25 protein-coding genes are annotated in these 24,140 nt (G+C 62.1%); 15 read left to right on the plus strand and 10 right to left on the minus strand.

The window, feature by feature from the left end; translation table 11 throughout:
- Positions 1-108: 108 nt before the first annotated feature.
- Together NKJ32_RS07685 and NKJ32_RS07690 are read right to left on the minus strand one after the other, a co-directional pair.
- Complete coding sequence (locus NKJ32_RS07685) at positions 109-909, minus strand: phosphate/phosphite/phosphonate ABC transporter substrate-binding protein (protein WP_023676497.1); 801 nt, start codon at positions 907-909, stop codon at positions 109-111.
- 83 nt (positions 910-992) lie between these two features.
- Positions 993-2,003: a fatty acid desaturase gene (locus NKJ32_RS07690; protein WP_031211723.1), complete on the minus strand. Its 1,011-nt coding sequence runs from the start codon at positions 2,001-2,003 to the stop codon at positions 993-995.
- Between the two features lie 228 nt (positions 2,004-2,231).
- On the opposite strand from NKJ32_RS07690, the gene NKJ32_RS07695 reads away from it, so the two are divergent.
- Positions 2,232-3,074 carry a helix-turn-helix domain-containing protein gene (locus tag NKJ32_RS07695; protein WP_023676499.1) on the plus strand — a complete coding sequence of 281 codons (843 nt, stop codon included), beginning with the start codon at positions 2,232-2,234 and terminating at the stop codon, positions 3,072-3,074.
- 88 nt (positions 3,075-3,162) lie between these two features.
- Positions 3,163-4,179, plus strand: a complete 1,017-nt coding sequence (gene bmt / locus NKJ32_RS07700; RefSeq protein ID WP_352454606.1) for a betaine--homocysteine S-methyltransferase — start codon at positions 3,163-3,165, stop codon at positions 4,177-4,179.
- 148 nt (positions 4,180-4,327) lie between these two features.
- Here bmt and NKJ32_RS07705 read toward each other — a convergent pair whose 3' ends face one another.
- From NKJ32_RS07705 to NKJ32_RS07725, 5 genes are all read right to left on the minus strand, one after another.
- Positions 4,328-6,430, minus strand: a complete 2,103-nt coding sequence (locus NKJ32_RS07705) for a vWA domain-containing protein (protein WP_352827239.1) — start codon at positions 6,428-6,430, stop codon at positions 4,328-4,330.
- A gap of 2 nt (positions 6,431-6,432) precedes the next feature.
- Positions 6,433-6,993 (minus strand): RNA polymerase sigma factor, encoded by a 561-nt coding sequence (locus NKJ32_RS07710; protein WP_023676502.1) that lies wholly within the window; start codon positions 6,991-6,993, stop codon positions 6,433-6,435.
- Positions 6,994-7,061: 68 nt separating this feature from the next.
- Positions 7,062-7,817 (minus strand): dienelactone hydrolase family protein, encoded by a 756-nt coding sequence (locus NKJ32_RS07715; protein WP_023676503.1) that lies wholly within the window; start codon positions 7,815-7,817, stop codon positions 7,062-7,064.
- 104 nt (positions 7,818-7,921) lie between these two features.
- Positions 7,922-8,551, minus strand: a complete 630-nt coding sequence (locus NKJ32_RS07720) for a hypothetical protein (protein WP_352587665.1) — start codon at positions 8,549-8,551, stop codon at positions 7,922-7,924.
- A gap of 148 nt (positions 8,552-8,699) precedes the next feature.
- Positions 8,700-10,274 (minus strand): trimethylamine methyltransferase family protein, encoded by a 1,575-nt coding sequence (locus NKJ32_RS07725; protein WP_352587662.1) that lies wholly within the window; start codon positions 10,272-10,274, stop codon positions 8,700-8,702.
- Positions 10,275-10,582: 308 nt separating this feature from the next.
- On the opposite strand from NKJ32_RS07725, the gene NKJ32_RS07730 reads away from it, so the two are divergent.
- Positions 10,583-11,281: a cobalamin B12-binding domain-containing protein gene (locus tag NKJ32_RS07730; RefSeq protein WP_023676506.1), complete on the plus strand. Its 699-nt coding sequence runs from the start codon at positions 10,583-10,585 to the stop codon at positions 11,279-11,281.
- An 81-nt stretch (positions 11,282-11,362) separates the two neighbouring features.
- On the opposite strand, the gene NKJ32_RS07735 is transcribed toward NKJ32_RS07730, so the two are convergent.
- Entirely contained in the window at positions 11,363-11,503 is a 141-nt protein-coding gene (locus NKJ32_RS07735) for an entericidin A/B family lipoprotein (RefSeq protein ID WP_023676507.1), read from the minus strand.
- Positions 11,504-11,567: 64 nt separating this feature from the next.
- Between NKJ32_RS07735 and NKJ32_RS07740 the strand changes: the two genes are divergently transcribed.
- Positions 11,568-12,197: a DUF1638 domain-containing protein gene (locus NKJ32_RS07740; RefSeq protein WP_352568945.1), complete on the plus strand. Its 630-nt coding sequence runs from the start codon at positions 11,568-11,570 to the stop codon at positions 12,195-12,197.
- Between the two features lie 8 nt (positions 12,198-12,205).
- Here the strand turns inward: NKJ32_RS07740 and NKJ32_RS07745 are convergent, their stop codons facing one another.
- Entirely contained in the window at positions 12,206-13,129 is a 924-nt protein-coding gene (locus NKJ32_RS07745; RefSeq protein WP_352827242.1) for an NAD-dependent epimerase/dehydratase family protein, read from the minus strand.
- A 121-nt stretch (positions 13,130-13,250) separates the two neighbouring features.
- Between NKJ32_RS07745 and NKJ32_RS07750 the strand changes: the two genes are divergently transcribed.
- The 10 genes from NKJ32_RS07750 to NKJ32_RS07795 all read left to right on the plus strand — a co-directional run bounded on the left by NKJ32_RS07750 (position 13,251) and on the right by NKJ32_RS07795 (position 22,744).
- Entirely contained in the window at positions 13,251-13,826 is a 576-nt protein-coding gene (locus NKJ32_RS07750) for a DUF4893 domain-containing protein (RefSeq protein WP_352568947.1), read from the plus strand.
- Between the two features lie 79 nt (positions 13,827-13,905).
- Positions 13,906-14,688 (plus strand): formyl transferase, encoded by a 783-nt coding sequence (locus NKJ32_RS07755; RefSeq protein WP_352568948.1) that lies wholly within the window; start codon positions 13,906-13,908, stop codon positions 14,686-14,688.
- Between the two features lie 43 nt (positions 14,689-14,731).
- A complete protein-coding gene (locus tag NKJ32_RS07760) occupies positions 14,732-15,643 on the plus strand; it encodes a fatty acid desaturase family protein (RefSeq protein ID WP_352568949.1) in 912 nt (303 codons plus the stop codon).
- A 235-nt stretch (positions 15,644-15,878) separates the two neighbouring features.
- Complete coding sequence (locus NKJ32_RS07765; protein ID WP_352452105.1) at positions 15,879-16,181, plus strand: virulence factor; 303 nt, start codon at positions 15,879-15,881, stop codon at positions 16,179-16,181.
- The gene (locus NKJ32_RS07770; protein ID WP_352568950.1) at positions 16,174-16,797 is read left to right on the plus strand and encodes a methylenetetrahydrofolate reductase C-terminal domain-containing protein; all 624 of its coding nucleotides are present in this window, start codon (positions 16,174-16,176) and stop codon (positions 16,795-16,797) included. The genes NKJ32_RS07765 and NKJ32_RS07770 overlap by 8 nt, the downstream gene beginning before the upstream one ends.
- Positions 16,794-17,885 carry a methylenetetrahydrofolate reductase gene (locus NKJ32_RS07775; protein WP_352827246.1) on the plus strand — a complete coding sequence of 364 codons (1,092 nt, stop codon included), beginning with the start codon at positions 16,794-16,796 and terminating at the stop codon, positions 17,883-17,885. The genes NKJ32_RS07770 and NKJ32_RS07775 overlap by 4 nt, the downstream gene beginning before the upstream one ends.
- An 80-nt stretch (positions 17,886-17,965) precedes the next feature.
- A complete protein-coding gene (locus tag NKJ32_RS07780) occupies positions 17,966-18,940 on the plus strand; it encodes a methyltetrahydrofolate cobalamin methyltransferase (RefSeq protein ID WP_352568951.1) in 975 nt (324 codons plus the stop codon).
- A gap of 113 nt (positions 18,941-19,053) precedes the next feature.
- Entirely contained in the window at positions 19,054-21,123 is a 2,070-nt protein-coding gene (locus NKJ32_RS07785) for an ASKHA domain-containing protein (protein ID WP_352452107.1), read from the plus strand.
- Between the two features lie 186 nt (positions 21,124-21,309).
- A complete protein-coding gene (locus tag NKJ32_RS07790) occupies positions 21,310-21,492 on the plus strand; it encodes a hypothetical protein (RefSeq protein WP_352454618.1) in 183 nt (60 codons plus the stop codon).
- Positions 21,493-21,760: 268 nt separating this feature from the next.
- On the plus strand, positions 21,761-22,744 hold the full coding sequence (locus NKJ32_RS07795; protein ID WP_352454619.1) for an alpha/beta hydrolase: 984 nt from the start codon (positions 21,761-21,763) through the stop codon (positions 22,742-22,744).
- 6 nt (positions 22,745-22,750) lie between these two features.
- On the opposite strand, the gene NKJ32_RS07800 is transcribed toward NKJ32_RS07795, so the two are convergent.
- Entirely contained in the window at positions 22,751-23,650 is a 900-nt protein-coding gene (locus tag NKJ32_RS07800; protein WP_023676521.1) for a LysR substrate-binding domain-containing protein, read from the minus strand.
- Positions 23,651-23,879: 229 nt separating this feature from the next.
- Here NKJ32_RS07800 and NKJ32_RS07805 point away from each other — a divergent pair, with 229 nt between their 5' ends.
- The gene (locus NKJ32_RS07805) at positions 23,880-24,065 is read left to right on the plus strand and encodes a hypothetical protein (RefSeq protein ID WP_352452109.1); all 186 of its coding nucleotides are present in this window, start codon (positions 23,880-23,882) and stop codon (positions 24,063-24,065) included.
- Positions 24,066-24,140: the final 75 nt, after the last annotated feature.

Below are 24,140 nucleotides of genomic sequence, written 5' to 3' on the forward strand. Positions count from 1 at the left end.
GCGACGCTAATGCATGTCGCGCAAAGTGTGCAGCGGCTTTGCGATAACGACATGCATAAAACAAGAATCTAAAGCGCGTCGCATGAGGCCGACCGAACGCGACGCGCTTTACGTGAGCGCTGCGATCGCCTCGCGCATCGCGGCGACGATCGTTTCCGGCGTCGTCCTGGCGGTGATGAACGGCAAGCCTTTGCGCCGCCTTGTCCAGCCGACGACCGTCACCTTCTGCGCCGCCGGCTCGAAACGCTGCGCCAGCGCCCAGCTCTCGCAATCGATCGCCGCGACGTCCGCCCTGCCCTCGGCAACGGCAACGATCGAAGCACGGTGCCCACAGCTTTCGCTCAGCGCGGAAAAGATATCCAAACTCTCGCCCAATGCTTGCAGGTCGCGGGCTGGCGCGATGATGCCCGACATGGAATCGAGGCTGTTGAAGGTGAAGCGCTTGCTGCGAAGCTGATCGAGCGGAATGACGGCACCGCCGTCGGCCGGCGCCCTTGCCGGCGGTGCCTCGCCCGCCCTCATGACGATGGCGCTCGAATAGAGTTCGCCCTGTCCACCCTCGAAGGCGTCGTAACGCGGCTGGCCGACGAGCTGGACACGCTGCGACAGGCCGAGTTCCATCGGTCCCCAGCAGGTTTGCGCAAAGAGCAGCGCCGGATGCAGCCAGAGCTGGTGAAAATCCAGTTCGTCCGGCGGCAATGTCGCCGGATCGGGCGCGATGGGTTTTCCCTGATCATCGCGAATACCGCCAGGCACGGGGGGCAAATCGCCGGTGCGGCGGATGATCGTCTCCGGCGCATCGATGCCTTTTTGTCTGAAAGCATCGCGCAGCCGCGCCCATTGCGCGTCGACATCGTCCCGCGCTTCCGGCCAGTCGTACATCGGCAAAGCCGCAATGAATTCGCTCATGCCGGGATTTGACCGTTATGCGGGGAAATTGACAAGGTCAGGAAAGCGTCGTCCGCGCGGCACCGCCTGCAACAACGCAAGAATCATTCTTTCGGCGGCTCGGCGGGTACCGGTGCGCTGCCAAGCCCATTGAGGCTGCGTGCCCTGACGCGCGGCTTGAATGCGCGTCCTGGTTCCGGCATGCGCCGCAGCACGGGATGGACGACCGGCTCCTTCGCCTTGAAGGCATAGGCCTTGAGCAGCGCGAAATAGTTCGGATAGGCGTAGCCATTGTTCATCCGCAGCCATTCGTCACGGCGGTCGCGAAACACCTTCGGCAGCCTGTACCAGGCCACCGTCGGGCTCTTGTGATGGACGAAATGCAGATTGTTGTTGAGGAACAGGAAGGACAGCGGCGAGCGCTCGACGATGATCGTGCGGCCTTCCGGATGTTCAGACCATTGGTGCTCGGCGTAGGTGCGGATCGAAATCAGCGATTGTCCCAGCCATACCGGCACCAGAACGTAAAGCCACAACGGCATGCCGAAGCCGAACTGCACGATGGGCAGCACCACGACGAGGCCGATCGCATGCAGCAGCCATGCCTTGCGGATGGAATTGTCGCCCGCGGCAACCTGCCTGGCGTCGTCGATGAAAAAGCCGATGCAGGAAAGCCACGGGCCTAGCACCAAACGCCCGATCATCGTGTTGTTGACCTTCAGCAGGAATTTCATCGCCGACGGCAGCTCCTCGTGCTGCCAGAGAGCCTTGTAATAGCTTTCGGGATCGTCGAGCGGATCGGTCAGGCGCTCGTCTGCATGGTGGCGCAGATGAATGGTCTTGAATCGGCGAAACGGCCAGACAAGGCCAATCGGCAGGAACACAAAGGCTTCGTTGAGCCGCGCATTCCGGGTTGGGTGGCCGTGCAGGACCTCGTGCATCAGCGAGGATTGCAGCGCCGCAATCAGGGTCAGAAAGGCGAGTGCCAGCAGCGGGTAGGATGGCCAGAGCAGGAAGCCGGTAGCGAGCCAGCCGCCGTAGCAGAGAAGTGCGAGAAATACGGTCGGCCATTCGATGCCCGCTGCGCCGTGTCGCCTGTTGCCCATGCTCGTCATGCTATCGACCACTGCCTTCCAGTCGCCGGAACCCGTTTGATTCCTGACAGCATTGTGTCAGGAGCGTTGCATCGCTGCAACGCGATAAAGCGCACAAACTGTTGCGATTGCGCATTTTCAGCTGCAGATGTTATCTATTGTAAACAAGCTCGTAGATTCATTTGCGCTCGAAACGCCATGTAGAGCGCTTCGGCGCAAAATTTTGCTCACGTCAGGGAGAGTAGAGATTTGGACAAGCGCGACCTGTCGACGATCTTTCGCGAGCGCCTGAAAATGCTCTTGACAAGGTCCGATTTGAACCAGTCGGCCTTCGCCGCCGCGGTTGGCATCGACCGTTCGGCACTGTCGCAGCTGCTCTCCGGCGCCTCGACCCGCCTTCCCCGCGCCGAAACGCTGCTCAACATCGCCGCCGAATTCAAAGTCTCGCTCGACTGGTTGCTCGGCCTCAGCCACGACGAGGGTGTTACCGGCGAAATCCGCGAGAGCCTTGAGATCGAGGAGGCGCCGGACGGCTTCGACCGCACGCTGCTGGCTCGCTGGCATGCCGAGGCGGCGGGAACGAAAATCCGCTACGTGCCGGCCGGCATTCCCGATCTTCTGCGCACCGAGGCGCTTGTCGACTACGAAGCCGTCATCGCCAACAAGAGCCGCGAGGCACAGGCCGGCGAAACGCAGTACCGCATCGACTACAACCGACGGCCCGAAACCGACATGGAAGTCTGTATGCCGCGCCACACGCTGGAGATCTTCGCGCGTGGGCTGGGCGTGTGGGACCGCTTTCCGGAGGCCGACCGCCACCAGCAGCTCCTCCATATGGCGACGCTGCTCGACGACCTCTATCCCACCTTCCGCCTGTTTCTCTATGACGGGCGGATGCGCTATTCGATCCCCTACACCATCTTCGGGCCCTATCGCGCCGCCATTTACGTCGGCGACATGTATCTGGTGCTGAACGCCACGCAGCCGATCCGCACCCTGACCAGCCATTTCGACAATCTGATCCGTGCCGCGGACGTCAACGCGCATGAAGCGGCCAGCTTCACACGAAAGCTGGCGGAGATGCAATTTTGACCGGTTGCTCTACGTGCCGACATTGACGGCACATAAAGAATTCTTTATATCCTTATCTCAGTTATTCTTCCGGGAAGGCGTATTTCACATGACCAATCCGATCGACGCTCTGCTTGCCGAAAAGGGCGTCCTGCTCGCCGATGGCGCCACCGGCACCAATCTGTTCGCCATGGGCCTTGAGGCCGGAGAGGCTCCCGAGCTCTTGAACGAGACCGCGCCCGACACCATCACCAGCCTGCACCAGAATTTTGTCGATGCCGGCGCCGACATCATCCTGACCAACTCTTTTGGCGGCACCCGCCATCGGCTCAAGCTGCACCACGCGCAGGACCGCGTCTATGCGCTGAACAAGCGCGCGGCCGAGATCGCAAGCGCCGTCGCCGGCAACGCTGGCCGCAAGGTGATCGTGGCCGGCTCCGTTGGCCCGACCGGCGAGCTGCTGGTGCCGCTCGGCGCCATGACCTATGACGAGGCGGTCGAAGCCTTTGCCGAGCAGATTGAGGGGCTGAAGGCCGGCGGCGCCGAAGTCGCCTGGATCGAAACCATGTCGGCGCCTGACGAAATCCGCGCCGCCGCCGAAGCCGCCATCCGCGTCGGCCTGCCCTATACCTATACCGGCTCCTTCGACACCGCCGGCCGCACCATGATGGGACTGCTGCCGAAGGACATCCACGGCGTCGTCGACGGCCTGTCGCAGACACCGCTCGGTGTCGGCGCCAATTGCGGTGTCGGCGCCTCCGACATTCTCGCTTCGCTGCTCGACATGACCGAGGCGAAGCCGGAAGCAACGGTGATCGTCAAGGGCAATTGCGGCATTCCCGAATTTCGCGGTGCCGAGATCTACTATTCCGGCACACCCGAGCTGATGGCCGACTATGTGCGCCTCGCCGTCGATGCCGGCGCCAAAATCGTCGGCGGCTGCTGCGGCACCTCGTTCCAGCACCTCGCCGCCATGCGCAAGGCGCTCGATGCGCACACCAAGTCGGATCGCCCGACCGTCGAGCAGATCGTCGAACGCATCGGCCCGATGCGCAACAAGCAGGCTACGGTCAACGTCGCCGAGACCAGCGAAGCCCGCCGCGAGCGGCGCCGCGGACGCGCCTGACGCTTTCGTCTGCGACATGGTCCGCGCGAAGCAGTGCGGCCGCGAAAAAAGGCCGGCAAGGTTTCCCTCGCCGGCCTGCCTCACCCGCCCGTAGGCCGGCTCCCCCTATCAGAACGATCCCATCTGAAGAAACCGGCCGTCATTGCCACTACGGGTTACCGCCGAGCGCCGAGGCAAGGCGCACAAGCGAGAGGAACTCGGACCGGTATCCAAACGGGTCGGCTCCTCTGGCGGCGGTGGCAATCTGCATGATCTTGTCGTAGCCGAACTTCGCGGTCGCATCCTCGTCGCGCAGCTTCTGGCCGAAGGCAGCAACGGCAACGGAGAAACGCTGGTCGGTGCTGGCCTGGTCGAACGACGCCACCTCGTTGGTTGACGTTACCGGCGTGGTGATCAGCTTCGAGGTGTCCTCGTTCGGCAGCTTGTAACGGATCTTGACGAAAGCATATTCGTCGGCATTGGCGACACCGCCATTGTTCACCGAGGCCTGGCCGTAGCGCAGCTGGTCGATCTGTTCGCCGCCGCTGCCCTTAGGCGTGATCTCGTAGATCGCGGTGACTGAATGACCTGAGCCGATCTCGCCGGCATCGACCCGGTCATTGTTGAAATCCTCTCGGTTCAAGGCGCGGGTTTCGTAGCCAATCAGCCGGTACTCCGAGACCTTGTTCGGGTTGAACTCGACCTGGATCTTCACGTCCTTGGCGATGGTGAACAGTGTCGAGGAGGCATCCTCGACCAGCACCTTCTCGGCCTCCGCCAACGTATCGATGTAGGCAGCAGTGCCATTGCCGTTCTGGGCGATGGTCTGCATCATCTGGTCGTTCAGATTGTCGCGGCCGAAGCCGAACACCGACAGGAATACGCCTGTCTTGCGCTCCTTTTCGATCAGCCGCTTCAGGTCGTCGTCGTCGGTCTGGCCGACATTGAAGTCGCCATCGGTGGCGAGCATCACCCGATTGATGCCGTCCTTGACGAAGGATTTCTGCGCCAGCCTGTAGGCTTCCTTGATGCCGGCCTCGCCTGCCGTCGAGCCGCCGGATGTCAGATTGTCGATGGCAGCGAGGATCTTGTCCTTTTCCGAAGCCTTGGTGGGCTCCAGCACGGTACCGGCATCGCCCGCATAGGTGACGATCGAGACGGTGTCGTCAGGTCTCAGCTTGTTGACAAGCAGCCGGAAGGCCGACTGCAGGAGCGGCAGCTTGTCCTGCTCGTTCATCGAGCCCGACACATCGATCAGGAAGACCAGATTGGCCCTGGGCTGCTCGGCCGGCTTCACGTCGAAACCCTTGATTGCGACATGCATCAGCCTGGTGTGCTCGTTCCACGGCGTCGGCATGACGCTGACGGTCGAGTTGAACGGCGTCGAGGCGGAGTCCGGTCCCTTCCAGGCATAAGGGAAGTAGTTGATCATCTCCTCGACGCGAACCGTGTCGGCCTGCGGGATAAAGCCTTCCTTCAGCGAGCGCCGGACGAAGGAATAGGAAGCGGTGTCGACATCGATCGAGAAGGTCGAGACCGGGTCTTCAAGTGCGGCATGCACCGGGTTGGTCTTGAAATTCTCGACGCGGTCGCGGTTTTCCTCTTGCGGCAGCATCTGGTCGGCCGGCGCAGCGGCGGGCTGCTGTGCCATCAGCTTGGGCTCGGCAACCGTGCCAGGCACGCGTCCGACCCGCGCGCCGCCATCGACTGCCGGAGCCGCGGAGCTTGCACCCCCATCCAACGCGAACTCGCCGCTCTGCGCCGGTTCGGGTGCATTGCGGCTGAGCACATCCTGCTGCGTCAGCCCGCCGACCGCGGTCGATTCCGCCTTCGGCGGCGATGTCGGCGCCACAAGCGCCTCGCCGGTGTCGCGGCTTTCACTGTCGGCGTCCGCCTTCTTCTGCTTGTCCGCTTCGGCAACGACCGGCGGTTTGACGGTCGCCGGTTTGTCAGCCAGCGTTTCGGTGATCTTATCCCCGCCGAATTTGGATTCCCCCAGCATATAAATGGTAGCGTATCCGGCGATCGGCAGGGCAACGAGCCCGGCAATGGCCGGCGTGGCGAAGAGTTTCTTTTGCATGATTTCGCTCCAGAGCCTTTGTGCTCGCTCTGTGAGACGAAGCCCGCTCACCGATCCTTGGGCGCCCGGCAAAGTTTTTTCTTCCATGTCATAGGCGCGCAGCGCGGCCTGGAGGGCACGCGCCTTTGCGTCCGCGTCCGGCGCCGGTGCTGCGATGTCGCGCAGTCTGTTCAGTTCGTTGTCGTCGACCATGGTCACACTTCCCCGGCTGAACGCATCAGCGTCTTCAGCCGTTTCTTCGCTTCATGGATGTGCCAGGAAACCGTCGTCTCCGAGATCGCCATCGCCTCGGCGGCGGCGGCGTGGCTCAGCCCTTCGCCATAAACCAGCAGCACCGCATCGCGCTGCTTGTCCGGCAGCTTGCGCACCGCTGCCCAGAGCGTCTCGGCCGGGTCTTCCGGCTCAGCCGAGATTTCCCCCGAAATCAGCGCATAGGCGCCATAGGCCTCGGTCTTGACCGTCTCGCGGGCGGTCTTGCGCATCATGTCGCGCGCCGCATTCAGCGTCATGGTGTAGAGCCACGTCGTGAAGGCACCGCTGCCGTGATAGTCGCGGATCGCCCGCCCGAGCCGGACGCAGACTTCCTGGGCGATGTCCTCGGCGTCGGCCTTTTTCCCGCACCAACGATAGGCGGCGCGATAGACGAAACCATAGTGCCTTTCGAGCAACTTGCCGAAAGCACCCCGGTCTCCGCCCTTCGCCCGTCCGATCAGTTCGGCGTCGGAGGCTTCGCTTTCGTCCAGCATCATCGCCATCATTTGCCTGTTGGACGAAGGCTAATGGCGGTTCCTTGGGGCGATGGAAAGAATTTTTTGGCGGGCGGTCACGTCGTAATGGTTGGCGTGCCTTGGCCGAGCGTCTCCGCAAACAGCGTCGTCAGCCGCTTCCAGTGGCGTTCGGCGCCGGCTGCATCGAAGGCACTATGGTCCGGCATGCACCAGCCATGCGCCATGCCGGCATAGTTCTCTATGACATGATCGACCTCGGCGGCGCGCAGTGTTTCGGCCAGCCGCGCCGATTGCTCCGGCGGAAAGCTGCGGTCCACACCGGCAGTGCCGATATAGACCCTTGCCTTGACCGAGGCGGCCTTCCGATGCGGACTGTCGGCTGCGTCACCAGCCAGATTGCCGCCGTGAAAAGTGGCCGCGGCGGCGATGCGATCGGGATAGCTGGCCGCCGCGTTCAGCGCCCGCGCTCCGCCCATGCAATAGCCGACAATGCCGACCGGCCCGGTTAGGCCCTGGGCAGCGAGCACATCGAGGAAAGCGCCGCTGTCGCGGATCGTCATCTCCTGGGTCGTGCCGCCCAGGAGACCTGTGATGGCGGCCTTGCTCCTCTCGTCGCCGAACGCAGTCTTGGGATCGAACGGACCGTAGGGCGCATTGCGGTAAAAAAGGTCCGGCACAAGCACCGCATAGCCCTCGCCCGTAAGCCGCTCCGCCATCTGATCAAGCGCCGGTCGCGGACCGAAAACGTCCATGTAGAGGATGATCGCTGCCTTGGCTGGGGCCGCCGAACGGTACAGCCGGGCCTTGGCAATGCCGTCGCTTGTCTTGATCTGCATCGCTTGCGTGGCCATCATCCGCTCCGTTGATCTGACGTGCGATAGATACCCGCGGTGACCGTCGCGGCAAGCTGTAATGAGGCGATCTGCTTCAAGATTTCGTGCGGCATTCGGCGACGCTACAGACGCGCGAATGCTGCCATGTGAAAGGCCTGAACCTCGGCCGGATAGCGATAATCGGTAGCGTAAGGACAGGCGTTGCGTTCGAGGCAGCCGCCGGTCCGGCAGGGCGCGCCGTTTTGCCCGCGCACATGGGCCAGACAGGTTTCATGTGCAAAACCATTCGCAGAATAAGCCTCGACCGGACAGGATTTCAGGCAAGGTTTTTCCAAACATGTATCGCAAAGGTGAATCACGTCGTGGGGTTCTTGGAGCGCAATCTCATTTTCGAACAGCAGCGCGCCGCGATAGGCATGCCAGAGCCCGTATTTCGGATGCATGAGAATGCCGAGCGGCGACGGCTTCAGCCCCTCCGCACGCATCGCCCATTGCTGGAACGGCAGATAAGGCCTGTCGGACGGTGACACGGCGCGCGCCCCGAATTTTCCGGCCACCGCGCCGATCACTTCGCGCGACCATCTGTCGAGCGGATCGTCGATCGGCTGTGACTGTTTCTCCAACCAGCGCAGGAAGTGCGGCCAAGGTGCGGCACCCGCCTGCCCCACCAGCAGCACGGATTTGGCGGCGACGCCGGAGAGACCGGAGGGTGTTTCTTCACCACCTGCAAAATTGAAGCCGCCGCGAAGCATGAGGCCGGAGGCGGAAAGCGCTGCCGCGATGGTTTCAGTCATGCCGCGCTCGGGATCACCCCTTCTTGTCCGGGTCGGAGAAGGCACTCCGCCAGACTTCCTTGTGGATGATGTTGGCGACTTTAGCCCCGCCTGATTCGGGCTCCTTTCAGGTGAAGGCGTCGGCCATCGACGACTTCTTCCTGGCGATGAAGTCCTTCAGCCCATCGTCGATGCCCGGATCGAGATACGGCGCCTCGTAGCTTTCGAGCCAGCGGCGCGCGAGCTCGTTGGCGCGCTGCGGCGCGGTTTTTTCGCCTTCGGCCAGCCACTGCTCGTAGGAATTGTTATCGGCGATGTTGGAGCGGTAGAACGCGGTCTGGAAATTGGCCTGGGTGTGATCGCAGCCGAGATAGTGGCTGCCTGGGCCGACCTGGCGGATGGCATCCATCGCCTGGCCGTTTTCCGACAGGTCGACACCCTCGGAGAACTTCTGCGTCATGCCGAGCTGGTCGATGTCCATCATGAATTTTTCGTAGCAGGAGGCGAGACCGCCCTCGAGCCAGCCGGCCGAATGCAGCACGAAGTTGGTGCCGGCGAGGATCGTCGAGTTGAGCGTGTTGGCGCTCTCGTAGGCGGCCTGCGCATCGGGGATTTTTGAAGCACAGAGCGAACCGCCGGTGCGAAACGGCAGGCCGAGCCGACGGGCAAGCTGTGCGGCGCCATACGAGACAAGCGACGGCTCCGGCGTGCCGAAGGTCGGCGCGCCAGACTGCATTGAGATCGACGAGGCGAAGGTGCCGAACAGCACCGGCGCACCCGGCCGGATCAGCTGTGTGAACGACGCCCCGGCCAGAACCTCGGCCAAAACCTGGGTCAGCGTGCCGGCGACCGTCACCGGGCTCATCGCACCGGCAAGGATGAACGGCGTGACGATGCAGGCCTGATTGTGGCGCGAATAGACCTTCAGCGCTCCCAGCATGGTCTCGTCGAAGACCATCGGCGAGTTGGCATTGATCAGGCTGGTCAGCACCGTGTTGTTCTCGACGAAATCGTCACCAAACACGATCTTGGCCATCGCCACCGTATCTTCAGCGCGCTCGGGCGCGGTCACCGAGCCCATGAACGGCTTGTCCGAATATTTGATATGGCTGTAGACCATGTCGAGATGCCGTTTGTTGACCGGCACGTCGACCGGCTCGCAAACCGTGCCGCCCGAATGATGGATCGACGGCGCCATATAGGCGAGTTTCACGAAATTCCGGAAATCCTCGATCGTCGCATAGCGCCTGACGCCGTCGAGATCGCGCACGAAGGGCGGTCCATAGACCGGCGCGAACACTGTCGCGTTGCCGCCGATCTGCACCGAGCGCTCGCCGTTGCGGGCGTGCTGGGTATAGACGGACGGAGCGGTCTTCAACAGCGAGCGGCAGAGGCCCTTGGGGAAATGCACCCGCTCGCCCTTGACGTCGGCGCCCGCCTCTTTCCAAAGCTGCAGCGCCTCGGCGTCGTCGCGGAAGATGATGCCGATCTCCTCCAGCACCGTGTCGGTGTTCTTTTCGATCAGCGCCAGCCCTTCCTCGTCCAGCACTTCATAGACGTTGATCTTGCGCTTGATATAGGTGAGCTGTGTGCCGGGGCCGCCGCCCGAACGTGCAGCCCGTCGGGCTGCGGCGCCACCGCTGGCAGCGCGCCCGCGCCGTGCGTTTGACGCTTCCTGATCGACCGGCGCGTTCTCACTCATAATCGTTCTTCCCTGGCTTTCGTTCTGGCCTGATTTACTCCGGCCGGGCTCTTGCACCGGCCTGAAATCCGTTTGCGGCCGCATATTGCGGTCTCTGGCCGGATCGTAGCCATGCACCCTATTCGAAACGGCCCGCCAGCGCCAACGCCTGTCGCAAAATCGACAAGAATTCCAAGAGATTTACGGTCGCTTTCGTTTTGCGGGAAGTCGCAAATCAGCTATGGACAACCGGCCCGTGCGGGTTAGGTATTGACGCGATATTTTTAAGCTGCCGCAACAGTTGTAGCCGGCAAGGAGCCTGAGAAAAAATGGCCGACGACGAGATCATCCTTTCGGAACTCTCCGACGACGAGTTGGTGCAGCAGATGCACGACGATCTTTATGACGGGTTGAAGGAAGAAATCGAGGAAGGCACCAATATCCTTCTCGAGCGCGGCTGGGCGCCTTACAAGGTGTTAACCGAGGCTCTGGTCGAGGGCATGCGCATCGTCGGCGAGGACTTCCGCGACGGCATCCTGTTCGTTCCCGAAGTGCTGCTGTCGGCCAACGCGATGAAGGCCGGCATGTTCATCCTGCGTCCGCTGCTTGTCGCCACCGGCGCGCCGAAGCAGGGTAAGATGGTGATCGGCACCGTCAAGGGCGACATCCATGACATCGGCAAGAATCTGGTCGGCATGATGATGGAAGGCGCCGGCTTCGATGTCATTGACCTCGGCATCAACAATGCGGTCGAAAAATATCTCGATGCCATCGAAAAGCACCAGCCCGACATCATCGGCATGTCGGCGCTGCTGACGACGACCATGCCTTACATGAAAGTCGTCATCGATACGATGAAGGAAAAGGGCATTCGCGATGACTATGTCGTGCTGGTCGGCGGCGCACCGCTCAACGAGGAATTCGGCAAAGCCGTCGGCGCCGACGCCTATTGCCGCGACGCCGCGGTGGCGGTCGAGACCGCCAAGGACTTCATGAAGCGCAAGCACAACGTCCGCGCTTCGGCCTGAGCCAATAAGTCCGGCACCGACGAGAAAAGCCGCGCCTTGCAGTGCGGCTTTTTTATTCCCAAATATTTAGAGCCGTGCGGATCAGGGTTTCTTGACGGTATCGTCAACAGCCTTCGCAGTGGATTTGATATCCTTACCGACGCCGCGCACCGTGTTGGCGCAGGCCGAAACAGCCAAGGCGCAGGCGAGAATAGCGATTGGCGCGACGCGGAACAATTTCATGAATGGTGTCTCCCTCAGGATATAAATTCGCTGGACAGCAACGAAGATGGATTAGACTGGTTCCATGACTACCGCGCGAAAACAACAATCCGATCAAGGCGACAGGCTGCTCGTCATCGCCTGCGGGATGATTGCGCGCGAAGTTTTGGCGGTCAAGGAGCAGCTCGGGCTCGACCATCTCGACCTGACCTGCTTGCCGGCGGAGTTCCATTTCTATCCGGACCGCATCGCGCCGGCCATGGACAAGGCTATCGAGAAGGCCAAGACCGACGGCTACAGACACATATTCGTCGGCTATGCCGATTGCGGCACGGGTGGCCTGCTCGACCGGATCTGCGAGAAGCACGGCGTCGAGCGTATGGCCGGGCCGCATTGCTTTGCCTTCTACCAGGGCATGGATGCCTATGCGAAGGTCGCCGATGACGACATGATGTCGTTCTACATGACCGATTTCCTCTGCCGGCAATTCGATGCCTTCTTCATGAAGCCGCTCGGTCTGGACAAGCACCCGGAGCTGATCAAGGACTATTTCGGCAATTACGAGAAGCTGATCTATATCGCCCAGACCGACGACCCGGAACTCGACAAGGTCGCCGAAAAGGCGGCGAAAATGCTCGGCCTCGCTTATGAGCGGCGCTCGACCGGCTATGGTGACCTGACGAAGGAACTGGCCAGCGCTGCAATCCTGGCTTGACGATATTTCTAGGCAAAGCGTTCTTCAGCTTCGAGCCCGGCGAGCACATCGGCAAAGCTCGTCTTGCAGACGAAACCCAGCCGGTCCCTCGCCCGCGACGCATCATAGACCCGGTCGATCGACGAAAACATCGTCCAGCCTTTCTTCGTGTAGAGTGCCGGATAATCCGGAAAATAGCGCGCGACGACCGACGGCGCGTCTGCGATCAAGGCCGCGCAATCTTCGGGCTGGAAAGGCGTCGGTGCCGAGATGATGAAAGTGTCGAAGCCCAATTGCGGCGCTTTCTCCAGGGCAGCGATGTGGGCGTCGGCTGCGTCCTCCACCGTCAGCCGGCGGAACAACAGCTCATTGGCCTTGGTGTTGGCATCCGACTGTTCGATCACGTGCGCCGTGTCGTCCGCCTCGGGAAAAAACCGGGCGGTGCGCAACACGATCACCGGCAGGCCGAACTGCAAATGATAGAGCCGGCAGAGCTGTTCGGCTGAAAGCTTGGTGACGCCGTAGATGTTGCGCGGTTCAGGCGACATGTCTTCCGTCAGCCATGCCGCCTTGCGCGCCCCGCCGGTGAAGCCGGTGCGTATGGACTCGGAAATCATCAGCGATGTCGTCGACGTAAACACGAAGCGCTGAACGCCAAAAGCTGCTGCCGCATCGAGCAGGTTGAGCGTGCCGCGCACATTCGTCTCGACGAAATCCTCGTTGTGATGACGTTCGATGTCAGGCTTGTGCAGCGCGCCGCTATGGATGATGGCCTCGATGCGGTTCTCCTCGACCGCCCTCATGACCAGGTCGCGATCGGCGACAGAGCCGACGATTCGCGTTTCCGAGGATGGGACGGGATCGAGGCCGGTGACGTCATGACCAAGAGCCCGCAGCCGCGGCGCCAAGGCGCTGCCCAGCCAACCGGACGATCCCGTCAGCAAGATCCGCATTCTTTCCACCTCGTTTCTGCTGTCGATGCTCAGGCACGGATGACAGAACGCGGCGAAACATTAAGGTATGCGCCAGACAAGAAAACAGCCTGCTCCAGCCATCAAAAGGGAAACGCCACCGATGATCGCTCGCCTCATGTTTGCCGCAGCAACTGTCCTCTGCTTGACCATGCCCGCGTTCGCCGATGGCGAGGTGCAGAAGCTGATAACGGCTGCCGACAAGGCGCGGCTCAACAAATATGGCGAGACGCGCAAGGCAGCGCTTGACGAGGCGAAGGCCGGCGATCCCGCCGAGGTCAAGCAGCTCGACGCCTTGCTGGCAAAGCCGCTGGTTCCCTTCTCTGACAAGGACCTGACCGGCAAATGGCAATGCCGCACCATCAAGGCCGGCGGATTGAGCCCGCTCGTCATCTATGGCTGGTTCAAATGCAAGGTGAGTGACGACGGTTCCGGCTGGAGCCTGGAAAAGATCACCGGCTCGCAGCGCACCAAGGGCCGCTTCTTCGACGATGGCGAGAAACGCGCGATCTATCTCGGTTCCTTCCACGTCAACGACGATCCGGCAAAGCCCTACGGCAGCGGCCCGGAAAGCGATCAGGTCGGCTATGCCTTCCGCAACAGCGCCAGTGAATGGCGCATCGAGTTCCCGGCGCCCTATTATGAATCGAAGCTCGATATCCTCGAATTCAAGCGCTGAGCCCCGATCACCAGGGGTTAACCCGGTCAGCCTAGCATTCGCGCGCAAAGAACAGGTTCTTTGCGGGAGGTCGCAGAGCATGGCACTGTCGAAAACAAACCAACGGCCGATCGTCGTCGTCACCGAAGGCGGCCCGCATATCTGGGCGATCGTCAACGCCGTCGCCGATCAACTCGGCCCGGTCAGCGTCATCCTCGAAGCTCCTGAATCCAAAAAGCAATTGCTTCTCGCGCGGGCGCGGCGGCAAGGCTGGACCTCGGCCATCGGTCAACTCGGCACGATGGTGCTGACGCGCTTCGGCAAGCGCTTCTTCGCCGGCCACGCAGCACGGCTTGCCGCCGGGCAGAAGCTGCAAACCGAACCGAAGCCTGGGCAAAAGATCATTTATGTCTCGTCGGCCAACGCGCCGGAGTGCCTGCAGGCGATCGCGGAAATCCAGCCGGGTGTGGTGCTGCTCGCCGGCTGCCGCTTGCTGTCGCGGCAGACGCTGGCGAAAATCCCTTGCCCGGTCCTCAACTACCATGCCGGCATCGCCCCGAAATATCGTGGCATGAACGGCGGCTACTGGGCGCTGGCTTCAGGCGATGCGGAGAACTTCGGCACCACCGTGCATCTGGTCGACGCCGGCGTCGACACTGGCGGCGTGCTGCGGCAGACGCGTGGCAAACCGCAGCCGGGCGACACAATTTCAAGCTACGCGTTGCGGCAGGCGGCCTTCTCGCGCGACATCTGCGTCGAAGCCGTCAGGGATGCGCTGGCCGGCAAGGTCGGCACGGTGGATCCCGGCCTGCCTTCGAAACAATGGTATCATCCGACGGTATGGTTTTATCTCTGGACGGGGATAAGGAACGGCGTCTGGTGACGCGCCGATTTACCGGACAGCCACCCGCCACTAACATTGCATCATGAGCGACATCGACCACCGCACCATCATTGCCGGCCTTTCGGTCGAGGACCGTCGCGACCTCACCGCCAGGCTGGACGGACCCGGCATTATCCGGCTGGCCGTCCATGGCGGGCTGGTTGTCGTGCTGGGCGCGCTGATCGCCGCCCGCATCCCGTTCTGGCCGCTTCTCATCTTGCCGCAGGGAATCCTGATCGTCTTCTTCTTCACGCTGTTGCATGAGACCATCCATGAAACGGCGTTCAGAACGGCGTTGCTCAATCGCACCATCGCCACCGTGGCCGGCTTCCTGATCCTGCTGCCGCCGGCATGGTTCCGCTACTTCCATTTCGCCCACCACCGCCACACGCACGACCCGGACAACGACCCCGAACTCATGGCCCCGAAGCCGGAGACCATCGGCCAGTACCTGCGTTATCTCTCCGGCGGCCCCTACTGGAGCGGCATGGCCCGCGTGGTCATAACCAACGCGGCTGGCCGCAACCGCGACGGTTTTGTGCCGGAAAAGGGCCGCGCCAAGGTGGCTGCCGAAGCACGGCTGTTCCTGATCGGCTATGCGGTGTTGCTGGCCGCATCTCTCGCCATACAGTCGGCGCTGCTGTTGTGGGTCTGGATCGTGCCGGTGCTGGTCGGACAGCCGTTTTTGCGTGCCTACCTGCTGGCCGAGCACGCGTTGTGCCCGCATGTCGCCAACATGCTCGAGAACACCCGCACCACCTTCACCACAAGGCTGGTGCGCTTCGTGGCTTGGAACATGCCGTACCATTCCGAGCACCATTCCTATCCGGCCGTTCCCTTCCACCGCCTGCCGCGCTTCCATGACATCGTCGCGGAGCATTTACGCACGACCGAACGAGGTTACGTGCGCTTCCACAGGAAGCTGGTCGGCAGCTACGATGGCCGCGCCGGCTGACCAGTGCTGGAAGAAACTCCGCTTTCAACCGCGGCCGTCGATTGCGTCGCTTTTGAAGGCCCCCGCGTCGTCCCATAACAAGCAGCCCAACAGCGCTTCCGGCAATGCTCGAAACCACTGCATTGGCCAAAAGATCGGAATCGATCTTCGGAGAGCACGATGCAGCGGAGTTAAATGGTAGAGCATCGTTTGTGCGTCCGATTGGACGCACGGCGCTCTGCAGGAGCAGGAAATTATGGCCGATCTGATCGTCGTCTACTGGCGCGACATCCCCGCCCAGGTCATCGTCAAGAAGGGCCGGCAGAACGCCAAGCGCGAACTGCCGCTGCGCTTCACCGAGGCGATCGACATGTGCGCCATGCGCACCGGCGCTGGCGGCACCGACGACTATCTTGCCGAATGGCGCAAGGCAGAACCCCTCCCGGTCAGTGACGATCTTGAAGCCGAGGCCGAGAAGGCTCTTCAGGAACTTGATGCGAAATACGACCGTGAGCGGCTGGTCGCTCTGGTCAAGGCGGGGGGCAAAGAAAATGTCTGATCCCCAATCAATGCCGGCGACGACGGCTCAAGCCGGCGTGACCCAGGCGACCATCGTCAAGAAGGCGGCGCCGAAATCCGACTACAAGCCGGCCGACGTGTCGCCACAGCGGCGTGTGCAGCGGTCGTTTGCGGTGCGGCTTTGGTCGGTGCGGCATTCGCGGCTGCTCGAATGGTTCTACGCCAGGTTCGCCGACATATTCCTGGCTCTCCACCCGCTATGGAAGGGCATCGGCTACAGCCGGGTCGAAGGGCCGGTGAAATTCGTCGAAAAGCGCGTCAAGGGATTCATGTTCGACTGCCGCATGTGCGGCCAGTGCATCCTTTCCTCGACCGGCATGTCGTGCCCAATGAACTGCCCCAAGCAATTGCGCAACGGCCCTTGCGGCGGTGTCCGCGCCAACGGCAATTGCGAGGTCGAGCCTGACATGCCTTGCGTCTGGGTCAAAGCCTGGGAAGGCTCGCGGAACATGGTGCATGGCGACAAGATTTTGGAAGTGCAGAAGCCGGTGGATCAGTCCTTGCGCGAAACCTCCGCCTGGCTGCGGGTCACCGCGCAGGCCGCGGCCGCCCGCAATGCGGCCCGGAATACTACGAAGACCGGAGCGTCGGCATGATCGGCCGTCACCCAGACGAGAATCCGGCCGGCATCCATTTGCCGCTCGATCCCCTGCCCGGCCACACCTCGCGTGGCCGGCTGGAACGCGTCCTCAGGCGCGGCGAGTTCGCAGTGACGACCGAGCTCAATCCGCCTGACAGCGCCGATCCGGAAGACGTCTACAACCGCGCCAGGATTTTCGACGGTTGGGTCGACGCCATCAATGCCGTCGACGCTTCCGGCGCCAACTGCCACATGTCGTCGGTCGGCATCTGCGCGCTGCTGACCCGCATGGGCTATGCCCCGATCATGCAGATCGCCTGCCGCGACCGGAACCGCATCGCCATCCAGGGCGACGTGCTTGGGGGTGCTGCGATGGGCGTCGCCAACATGCTGTGCCTGACCGGCGACGGCGTGCAGGCCGGCGACCAGCCCGGCGCCAAGCCGGTGTTCGATCTCGACTGCATGTCGCTGCTCGAAACCTGCCGCGTTATGCGCGATAACGGCAAATTCCTGTCCGGCCGAAAACTCACGACGCCGCCGCAGCTTTTCCTTGGCGCGGCCATCAACCCGTTCGCGCCGCCGATCGATTTCCGGCCCTATCGGCTGGGCAAGAAGATCGCCGCCGGGGCACAGTTCGTGCAGAGCCAGTACTGCTTCGACGTACCGATGTTCCGCACCTACATGCAGAAGGTCCGCGATCTCGGCTATACCGAGAAATGTTTCATCCTGTGCGGCGTCGGGCCGCTGGCCTCGGCCAAGACGGCCAAATGGATCCGCTCCAACGTACCGGGCATTCACATTCCCGATCAGATCGTCAAGCGCCTGGAAGGCGCCCAGGATCAGAAGAAGGAAGGCAAGCAGCTCTGCATCGACATCATCAATGAGGTGAAGGAAATTCCCGGTGTATCCGGCGTCCATGTGATGGCCTACCGCCAGGAAGAATACGTCGCCGAGATCGTCGACGAATCCGGCGTGCTGAAGGGTCGCCGGCCGTGGAAACGCGAAATCCGCCGCGACGACCAGCTCGTTGCCGACCGGCTCGACCACATACTGCATGACGACCTCACTGAAACCCAGGTCGACATGGTCAAGACCGCGCATTGACAGCGCGAATCGTCAGCATTCGCTTGATCAGAAACAGATAACGATATAAAGAACTCTTTATATCACGATGGAGAGATTTCATGACCCGCACCATCGTCGCCTCGGCGACACGAGAAATCATCATCGGCTTCGATCAGCCCTTCTGCGTGATCGGCGAGCGCATCAATCCGACCGGCCGCAAAAAGCTGGCCGCCGAAATGATCGCCGGCAATTTTGAGACCGTCATCAAGGATGCGCTGGAGCAGGCCGCCTGCGGGGCGACCATGCTCGACGTCAATGCCGGCGTCACCGCAGTCGACCCCAACGCCACCGAGCCGGCGCTGCTGGTGCAGACGCTGGAGATCGTGCAGGGCCTGGTCGACCTGCCGTTGTCGATCGACTCCTCCGTGACTGCGGCAATCGAAGCGGCGCTGAAGGTCGCCAAGGGCCGGCCGCTGGTCAATTCCGTCACCGGCGAGGAGGAAAAGCTCGAAGCCATCCTGCCGTTGATCAAGAAATACAACGTTCCCGTCGTCGCCATTTCCAACGACGAGACCGGTATTTCGATGGACCCCGATGTGCGCTTCGCCGTCGCCAAGAAGATCGTTCAGCGCTGTGCCGACTTCGGCATTCCGGCGCATGATGTGGTCGTCGACCCGCTGGTCATGCCGATCGGCGCGCTGGGCGATGCCGGCCGCCAGGTATTTGCCCTGCTACGCCGGCTGCGCGAGGAGCTCAAGGTCAACACCACCTGCGGCCTCTCCAACATCTCGTTCGGCCTGCCGCACCGTCATGGCATCAACGCCGCCTTCATCCCGATGGTGATCGGCGCCGGCATGACCTCGGCGATCATGAACCCGGTGCGGCCGCAGGAAATGGAAGCGGTGCGCGGCGCCGACGTGCTGAACGGCACCGACGAGAACTGCACCAACTGGATCAGGACCTACAAGGACTACAAGCCTGCTGAAGGCGGCCAGGCCGTTGCCGCCCGGACGCAGGTCAACGCGCCGGGCGATGGCAATGGCAATGGCGGACGCAGGCGCGGCGGCCGCGAAGCGCGTATGGCCCGGGGTTGAGCCAGGTCTTGGCCGACACGATATGGGGCCTAGGACTGAGGAGGAACCGAGACACAGCGGCATCGCTGCCGTGGCCAAGACCCGAGCTGCGTAGAAAGTAAAGTCTGGAACGTATGAACTCTCCCGTCAACATCACCGATCCGCTCGTGCTGTTCATGCCGTCGGGCAAGCGCGGGCGGTTTCCGGTCGGCACGCCGGTTCTGGATGCCGCGCGCCAGCTCGGTGTCTATGTCGAGAGCGTGTGCGGAGGGCGTGCCACTTGCGGGCGTTGCCAGATCGAGGTGCAGGAAGGCAATTTCGCCAAGCACAAGATCGTTTCCTCCAACGATCACCTCTCGCCCAAGGGCGCCAAGGAAGAGCGCTACGAGCGCGTACGCGGCCTGCCCGAGCGCCGCCGGCTGTCCTGCTCGGCGCAGATTCTCGGCGATCTCGTCGTCGACGTGCCGCAGGACACCGTCATCAACGCGCAGACCATCCGCAAGGACGCCGACACCAGGGTCATCGCCCGCGATGCGGCAATCCGCATGTGCTATGTCGAGATCGAAGAACCCGACATGCACAAGCCGCTCGGCGACCTCGACCGTCTGAAGATCGCGCTGATGAAGGACTGGGGCCTCAAGAGCCTCGATTTCGATTTCCATCTGTTGCCGCAGGTGCAAGGCATTTTGCGCAAAGGCAACTGGACCGCGACCGCCGCCATCCACAAGGACACCGACAGCGAGACCGCACGGGTCATCGCTTTGTGGCCCGGCCTCAAGAACGAGGCGTACGGACTTGCCTGCGATATCGGCTCGACCACGATCGCCATGCATCTGGTGTCGTTGCTGTCGGGCCGCGTCGCCGCCTCGTCGGGCACATCCAATCCGCAGATCCGCTTCGGCGAGGATCTGATGAGCCGTGTCTCGTACGTGATGATGAACCCGGACGGCCGCGAAGGCATGACGGTCGCCGTGCGCGAGGCCATTTCGGGGCTTGTGGACAAGGTCTGCACCGAAGGCAACGTCCAACGCAACGACATCCTGGATTCCGTGTTCGTCGGCAATCCGATCATGCACCATCTGTTCCTCGGCATCGATCCGACCGAGCTCGGCGGCGCCCCCTTCGCGCTAGCCGTCTCCGGCGCCGTGCACATCAAGGCATCGGATATCGGTTTGAAGCTCAACCAGGGCGCCAGGCTCTATATGCTTCCTTGCATTGCCGGCCATGTCGGCGCGGACGCTGCCGCAGTGACGCTGTCGGAAGGGCCGCACCGCCAGGACGAGATGATGCTGATCGTCGATGTCGGCACCAATGCCGAGATCGTGCTCGGCAATCGCCACCGGGTCGTGGCGGCCTCATCGCCAACTGGCCCGGCCTTCGAAGGTGCGGAAATCTCCGGTGGCCAGCGCGCCGCACCGGGTGCCATCGAGCGCGTCCGCATCGATCCTGAAACGCTGGAACCGAAATACCGCGTCATCGGCTCGGAACTCTGGTCCGACGAGCCGGGCTTCCTCGACAGCGTGCAGGCGACCGGCGTCACCGGTATTTGCGGCTCCGGCATCATCGAGGTGGTCGCCGAGATGTATCTCGCCGGCATCATCTCCGAGGACGGCGTCGTCGATGGATCGCTGAGCGGCCACTCGCCTCGCGTCGTCGCCAATGGCCGCACCTTCTCCTATGTGCTGAAGGAAGGCGAGCCCAAGATCACCATCACCCAGACTGATGTGCGCGCTATCCAGCTTGCCAAGGCCGCCCTTTATGCCGGCACCAAGCTTTTGATGGAAAAGCAGCACACCGATCATGTCGACCGCATCCACTTCGCCGGCGCATTCGGCTCGTTCATCGACCCGAAATACGCAATGGTGCTGGGCCTGATTCCGGATTGCGACCTCGACAAGGTCTCGGCCGTTGGCAATGCGGCCGGTGCCGGTGCCCGCATGGCGCTGTTGAACCGTGGCTATCGCCGCGAGATCGAGGAAACCGTTAGCAAGATCGAGAAGATCGAGACGGCGCTGGAGCCGAAATTCCAGGAACATTTCGTTTATGCCATGGCGCTCCCGAACAAGATCGACCCGTTTCCCAAGCTGTCGGCGGCGGTGAAACTGCCGCCGCGCAAGACGGTGAGCGAAGACGGCATTGCCGGCGACGCTGCCCCGCGGCGGCGTTCGCGCGAAGGCCACGCCGCGCGGCGCGGGCGGGGATGACTCGCCTCCGATAGGCCGTCAGACCTTCCATTTTCATTTGTATGCAAATGTTTCCAGATCGCGCCGATCTGGAAACGAAATCGCGTTTTCGTGAAATCCGCCAGATACATAGGCGGAGCATTTAACCGGCATCGAACGGCAGGCGGAAACAGTTTTCGGCCACCGCAACGCTCCAAGGAGATCAAGATGTCGATGTTCGAAAGCTTCGGCCGCTATGGTGCGGCCTTCAAGAAAACACGCGAAGCGCGCAAGTCGCTGCGCATCCTCAACAGCTTGCCGCCTGAGATCCAGAAGGACATTGGCTGGCCGGTGTCGCCGCGTTCGAGCGAAGGGCAGCCGTCGGTCGGATGGGGCACGCAGCGCGGATGAAATTCATCGACAAATGCAAGCTGTTCGGTATTCGCCGGAGCCGCAATGCGGCTCCGGCTGCACCCAGCAATTGGCTGCGCGCCGCGTTGCTGCCGCGGCGTTGAGCTGCGCCGGTAGGCCAGAGACTTCATGGCCGGATGCTTTGTCGACAGCTGGGATCAAACGACCGTGTTGAGATTGCATCAATCTTGACTTTTTTGGTGGCGACACAATCTTCGAAATAGTCGGGGGTTCTCTTAGTCGGCTCAGCCGAAGTCCGTGTATCTGCATGCCCAGTCTCAAAAGCCACGTCGTGTCGTTCGTCCTCAGGTACAGCCGCAAGAAGGCGTTTTCCAGCCCCGAGAACCTGCAGCGCTGGATCGCCTATGCGCGCAAGACGGAAAACCATCAGCCGCCTGCGTCGCTGCGGTCGCGCCTGGAGATCACAACCCGCACGATCAACGGCTTTCCCGTCTACGAGATCGCTCCCCAGGCTGGTGAGCGGAGGCGGATTCTCTACCTGCACGGCGGCGCTTATGTCTTTGAAATCACACCCTATCATTGGCGGCTGATCGCCGACATGGCCGACCGCCTCGGGTTCGGTATCACCGTGCCGATCTATCCCATTGCTCCCGAACACGACTTTCACGCCATGTTCGGCATGGTCGGCGCCGTCTACTGCCAGATGTTCGGCGAAACCAGGGCGACTGATATCATCTTCATGGGCGATTCCGCCGGCGGAAACATGGCCGTCGTGCTGACGATGATGGCTGCGCAAAATGGCTTGCCCTTGCCATCACGCCACGTGCTGATTTCGCCCGGTCTCGACGTGTCGCTCGCCAACCCAGAAATGTATGAGGCCGAACGCAACGATCCGTGGCTGGGCATTGCCGGCGGCCGCGAGGCGATCCGGCTTTACAGCGCCGGCATAGATCCCACCGACTGGCGCATCAGCCCGGTTTACGGCGACCTGTCGGTGCTGCCCAAAACGCTGCTGCTGACCGGTTCACGCGATCTGCTCACCCCCGACAATCTGATCTTCGCGGAAAAGGCACGCGCGGCCGGCGTCGAAATTGAGGTCGTCCACGAGCAAGGCATGTTCCATGTCTGGCCGTTGATCGACATGCCGGAGGCGCGACGCGCGCGGGACAGCATAGTGGCCTTCTTGACCAACGAAACTGACAGTTATCATGCCAAGGCAGGAGAGTTGTGGCTGCAGAGGACAGACCGCGACGGAACCCCTCGCGATCTGGTTGCGCCGCTCAGGTCGTAGTTTGGCTCAGAACTTCCCAGTTTCCCTGAACATCTCAAACGTCGCGCGGATATGGTCGGCGACTGCCTTCACCGGCGCGCTGGCGTCCGGCGTCACCACCATGGCGAGGTTGTAGGTGCCGATGTCAGGCATGCCGTCCTTCGGGCACAGCTCGACCATGTCGCTGCCGAGGAAGGATTTCGGCAGCGGCGCCACCGCAAGATCCGCCATGATCGCGGCGCGCTGGCCGGCCGTGTGCGCGCTCATATAGGCGATACGGTAGTTGCGGCCCTCGCGGCCAAGCGCCTCCAATGCCCCTGCCCGCCAGGCACAGCCCTCTTCCCACAATGAGACCGGCAGCGGCTCGCGCAGATGCGCGCAACCGCCCTTGGCACCGGCCCAGACGATCGGCTCTGTGAGCAGCACTTCGGCGCCGATCGCGCTGGTCTTGTAGGAGTTGGTGAGCAGCGTGATGTCGAGCGCCCGGTCGTCCATGCGCCGGCGCAGATTGACGCTCTGGTCGATGGTGACGTCGACCGCGATCGATGGATGCGACTGTGCGAACCGCTTCAGCACATGCGGCAGCACACGTTCGCCGTAATCGTCCGGCGAGCCGAGCCGCACCACCCCGACAATGTCTGGAATGATGAACTTCGACACCACCTCGCGATTGATCGACAGCAGCCGGCGCGCATAGCCGAGCAGCATCTCGCCATCGGTGGTCAGCGTCACCGAACGGGCGTCGCGCGCGAACACCGAGCGGCCGAGAATGTCCTCCAGCTTCTTGATCTGCATGGAGACGGCCGACGGCGTGCGGAAAACCGCATTGGCCGCAGTGGTGAAGCTGCCGGTCTCGGCGATCGCGACGAAAGTGCGCAGAACATCCAGATCGAGCAGCGGCAGCGGATGATTGAGTGGGGCGTTCATGGCAAGCGACCTTCAATTTTTCTGATGCAAACAATCATTCCATTTCGTTTGATTGAACATCAGTTTGGGAGGATAGTCAACTCCATCGAAGGCAGGACGCATCGAAGTGGTCCCGAAACAACCATGACACGGACCTGCAATCGACACGAAATGAAGCTGAAACAAACCCGGTGTACCGCCTGACGCTGCAAGCGCCGGGACAACCTGGCCCAACGCGAAGGAGAATGAGATGTCTATCCTGTCATCCATCGGTCGGATCGCGACCGAGTTCAGCGAGGCCCGTGCCCGCTACCAGACGGAACGCGCCATCCGCGCGCTGCCGATTGAACTGCAGAAGGATATCGGCTGGCCCGAAGCTGCCGATGCTAAGGCCGGCACTCGCCATGGTGTGGGATCCTGGGCTGGAGCAAAGTAAACCGTGTGTATCAACAGCTGAAGGCCTGCCGCGCAGATCAGCCCGGCAGGCCTTTTTGTTTGTACTCCAATGATT

Source organism: Mesorhizobium sp. M0159 (genome assembly GCF_040322295.1).
Classification (GTDB): Bacteria; Pseudomonadota; Alphaproteobacteria; order Rhizobiales; family Rhizobiaceae; genus Mesorhizobium.

Excerpts from the sequence above, each read along its gene's own strand:
- NKJ32_RS07685 (WP_023676497.1), bottom strand. The coding sequence starts at position 909 with ATGAGCGAATTCATTGCGGCTTTGCCGATGTACGACTGGCCGGAAGCG.
- NKJ32_RS07690 (WP_031211723.1), bottom strand. The coding sequence starts at position 2,003 with ATGACGAGCATGGGCAACAGGCGACACGGCGCAGCGGGCATCGAATGG.
- bmt (WP_352454606.1), top strand. The coding sequence starts at position 3,163 with ATGACCAATCCGATCGACGCTCTGCTTGCCGAAAAGGGCGTCCTGCTC.
- NKJ32_RS07705 (WP_352827239.1), bottom strand. The coding sequence starts at position 6,430 with ATGGTCGACGACAACGAACTGAACAGACTGCGCGACATCGCAGCACCG.
- NKJ32_RS07710 (WP_023676502.1), bottom strand. The coding sequence starts at position 6,993 with ATGGCGATGATGCTGGACGAAAGCGAAGCCTCCGACGCCGAACTGATC.
- NKJ32_RS07715 (WP_023676503.1), bottom strand. The coding sequence starts at position 7,817 with ATGGCCACGCAAGCGATGCAGATCAAGACAAGCGACGGCATTGCCAAG.
- NKJ32_RS07720 (WP_352587665.1), bottom strand. The coding sequence starts at position 8,551 with ATGCTTCGCGGCGGCTTCAATTTTGCAGGTGGTGAAGAAACACCCTCC.
- NKJ32_RS07725 (WP_352587662.1), bottom strand. The coding sequence starts at position 10,274 with ATGAGTGAGAACGCGCCGGTCGATCAGGAAGCGTCAAACGCACGGCGC.
- NKJ32_RS07730 (WP_023676506.1), top strand. The coding sequence starts at position 10,583 with ATGGCCGACGACGAGATCATCCTTTCGGAACTCTCCGACGACGAGTTG.
- NKJ32_RS07735 (WP_023676507.1), bottom strand. The coding sequence starts at position 11,503 with ATGAAATTGTTCCGCGTCGCGCCAATCGCTATTCTCGCCTGCGCCTTG.
- NKJ32_RS07740 (WP_352568945.1), top strand. The coding sequence starts at position 11,568 with ATGACTACCGCGCGAAAACAACAATCCGATCAAGGCGACAGGCTGCTC.
- NKJ32_RS07745 (WP_352827242.1), bottom strand. The coding sequence starts at position 13,129 with ATGCGGATCTTGCTGACGGGATCGTCCGGTTGGCTGGGCAGCGCCTTG.
- NKJ32_RS07750 (WP_352568947.1), top strand. The coding sequence starts at position 13,251 with ATGATCGCTCGCCTCATGTTTGCCGCAGCAACTGTCCTCTGCTTGACC.
- NKJ32_RS07755 (WP_352568948.1), top strand. The coding sequence starts at position 13,906 with ATGGCACTGTCGAAAACAAACCAACGGCCGATCGTCGTCGTCACCGAA.
- NKJ32_RS07760 (WP_352568949.1), top strand. The coding sequence starts at position 14,732 with ATGAGCGACATCGACCACCGCACCATCATTGCCGGCCTTTCGGTCGAG.
- NKJ32_RS07765 (WP_352452105.1), top strand. The coding sequence starts at position 15,879 with ATGGCCGATCTGATCGTCGTCTACTGGCGCGACATCCCCGCCCAGGTC.
- NKJ32_RS07770 (WP_352568950.1), top strand. The coding sequence starts at position 16,174 with ATGTCTGATCCCCAATCAATGCCGGCGACGACGGCTCAAGCCGGCGTG.
- NKJ32_RS07775 (WP_352827246.1), top strand. The coding sequence starts at position 16,794 with ATGATCGGCCGTCACCCAGACGAGAATCCGGCCGGCATCCATTTGCCG.
- NKJ32_RS07780 (WP_352568951.1), top strand. The coding sequence starts at position 17,966 with ATGACCCGCACCATCGTCGCCTCGGCGACACGAGAAATCATCATCGGC.
- NKJ32_RS07785 (WP_352452107.1), top strand. The coding sequence starts at position 19,054 with ATGAACTCTCCCGTCAACATCACCGATCCGCTCGTGCTGTTCATGCCG.
- NKJ32_RS07790 (WP_352454618.1), top strand. The coding sequence starts at position 21,310 with ATGTCGATGTTCGAAAGCTTCGGCCGCTATGGTGCGGCCTTCAAGAAA.
- NKJ32_RS07795 (WP_352454619.1), top strand. The coding sequence starts at position 21,761 with ATGCCCAGTCTCAAAAGCCACGTCGTGTCGTTCGTCCTCAGGTACAGC.
- NKJ32_RS07800 (WP_023676521.1), bottom strand. The coding sequence starts at position 23,650 with ATGAACGCCCCACTCAATCATCCGCTGCCGCTGCTCGATCTGGATGTT.
- NKJ32_RS07805 (WP_352452109.1), top strand. The coding sequence starts at position 23,880 with ATGTCTATCCTGTCATCCATCGGTCGGATCGCGACCGAGTTCAGCGAG.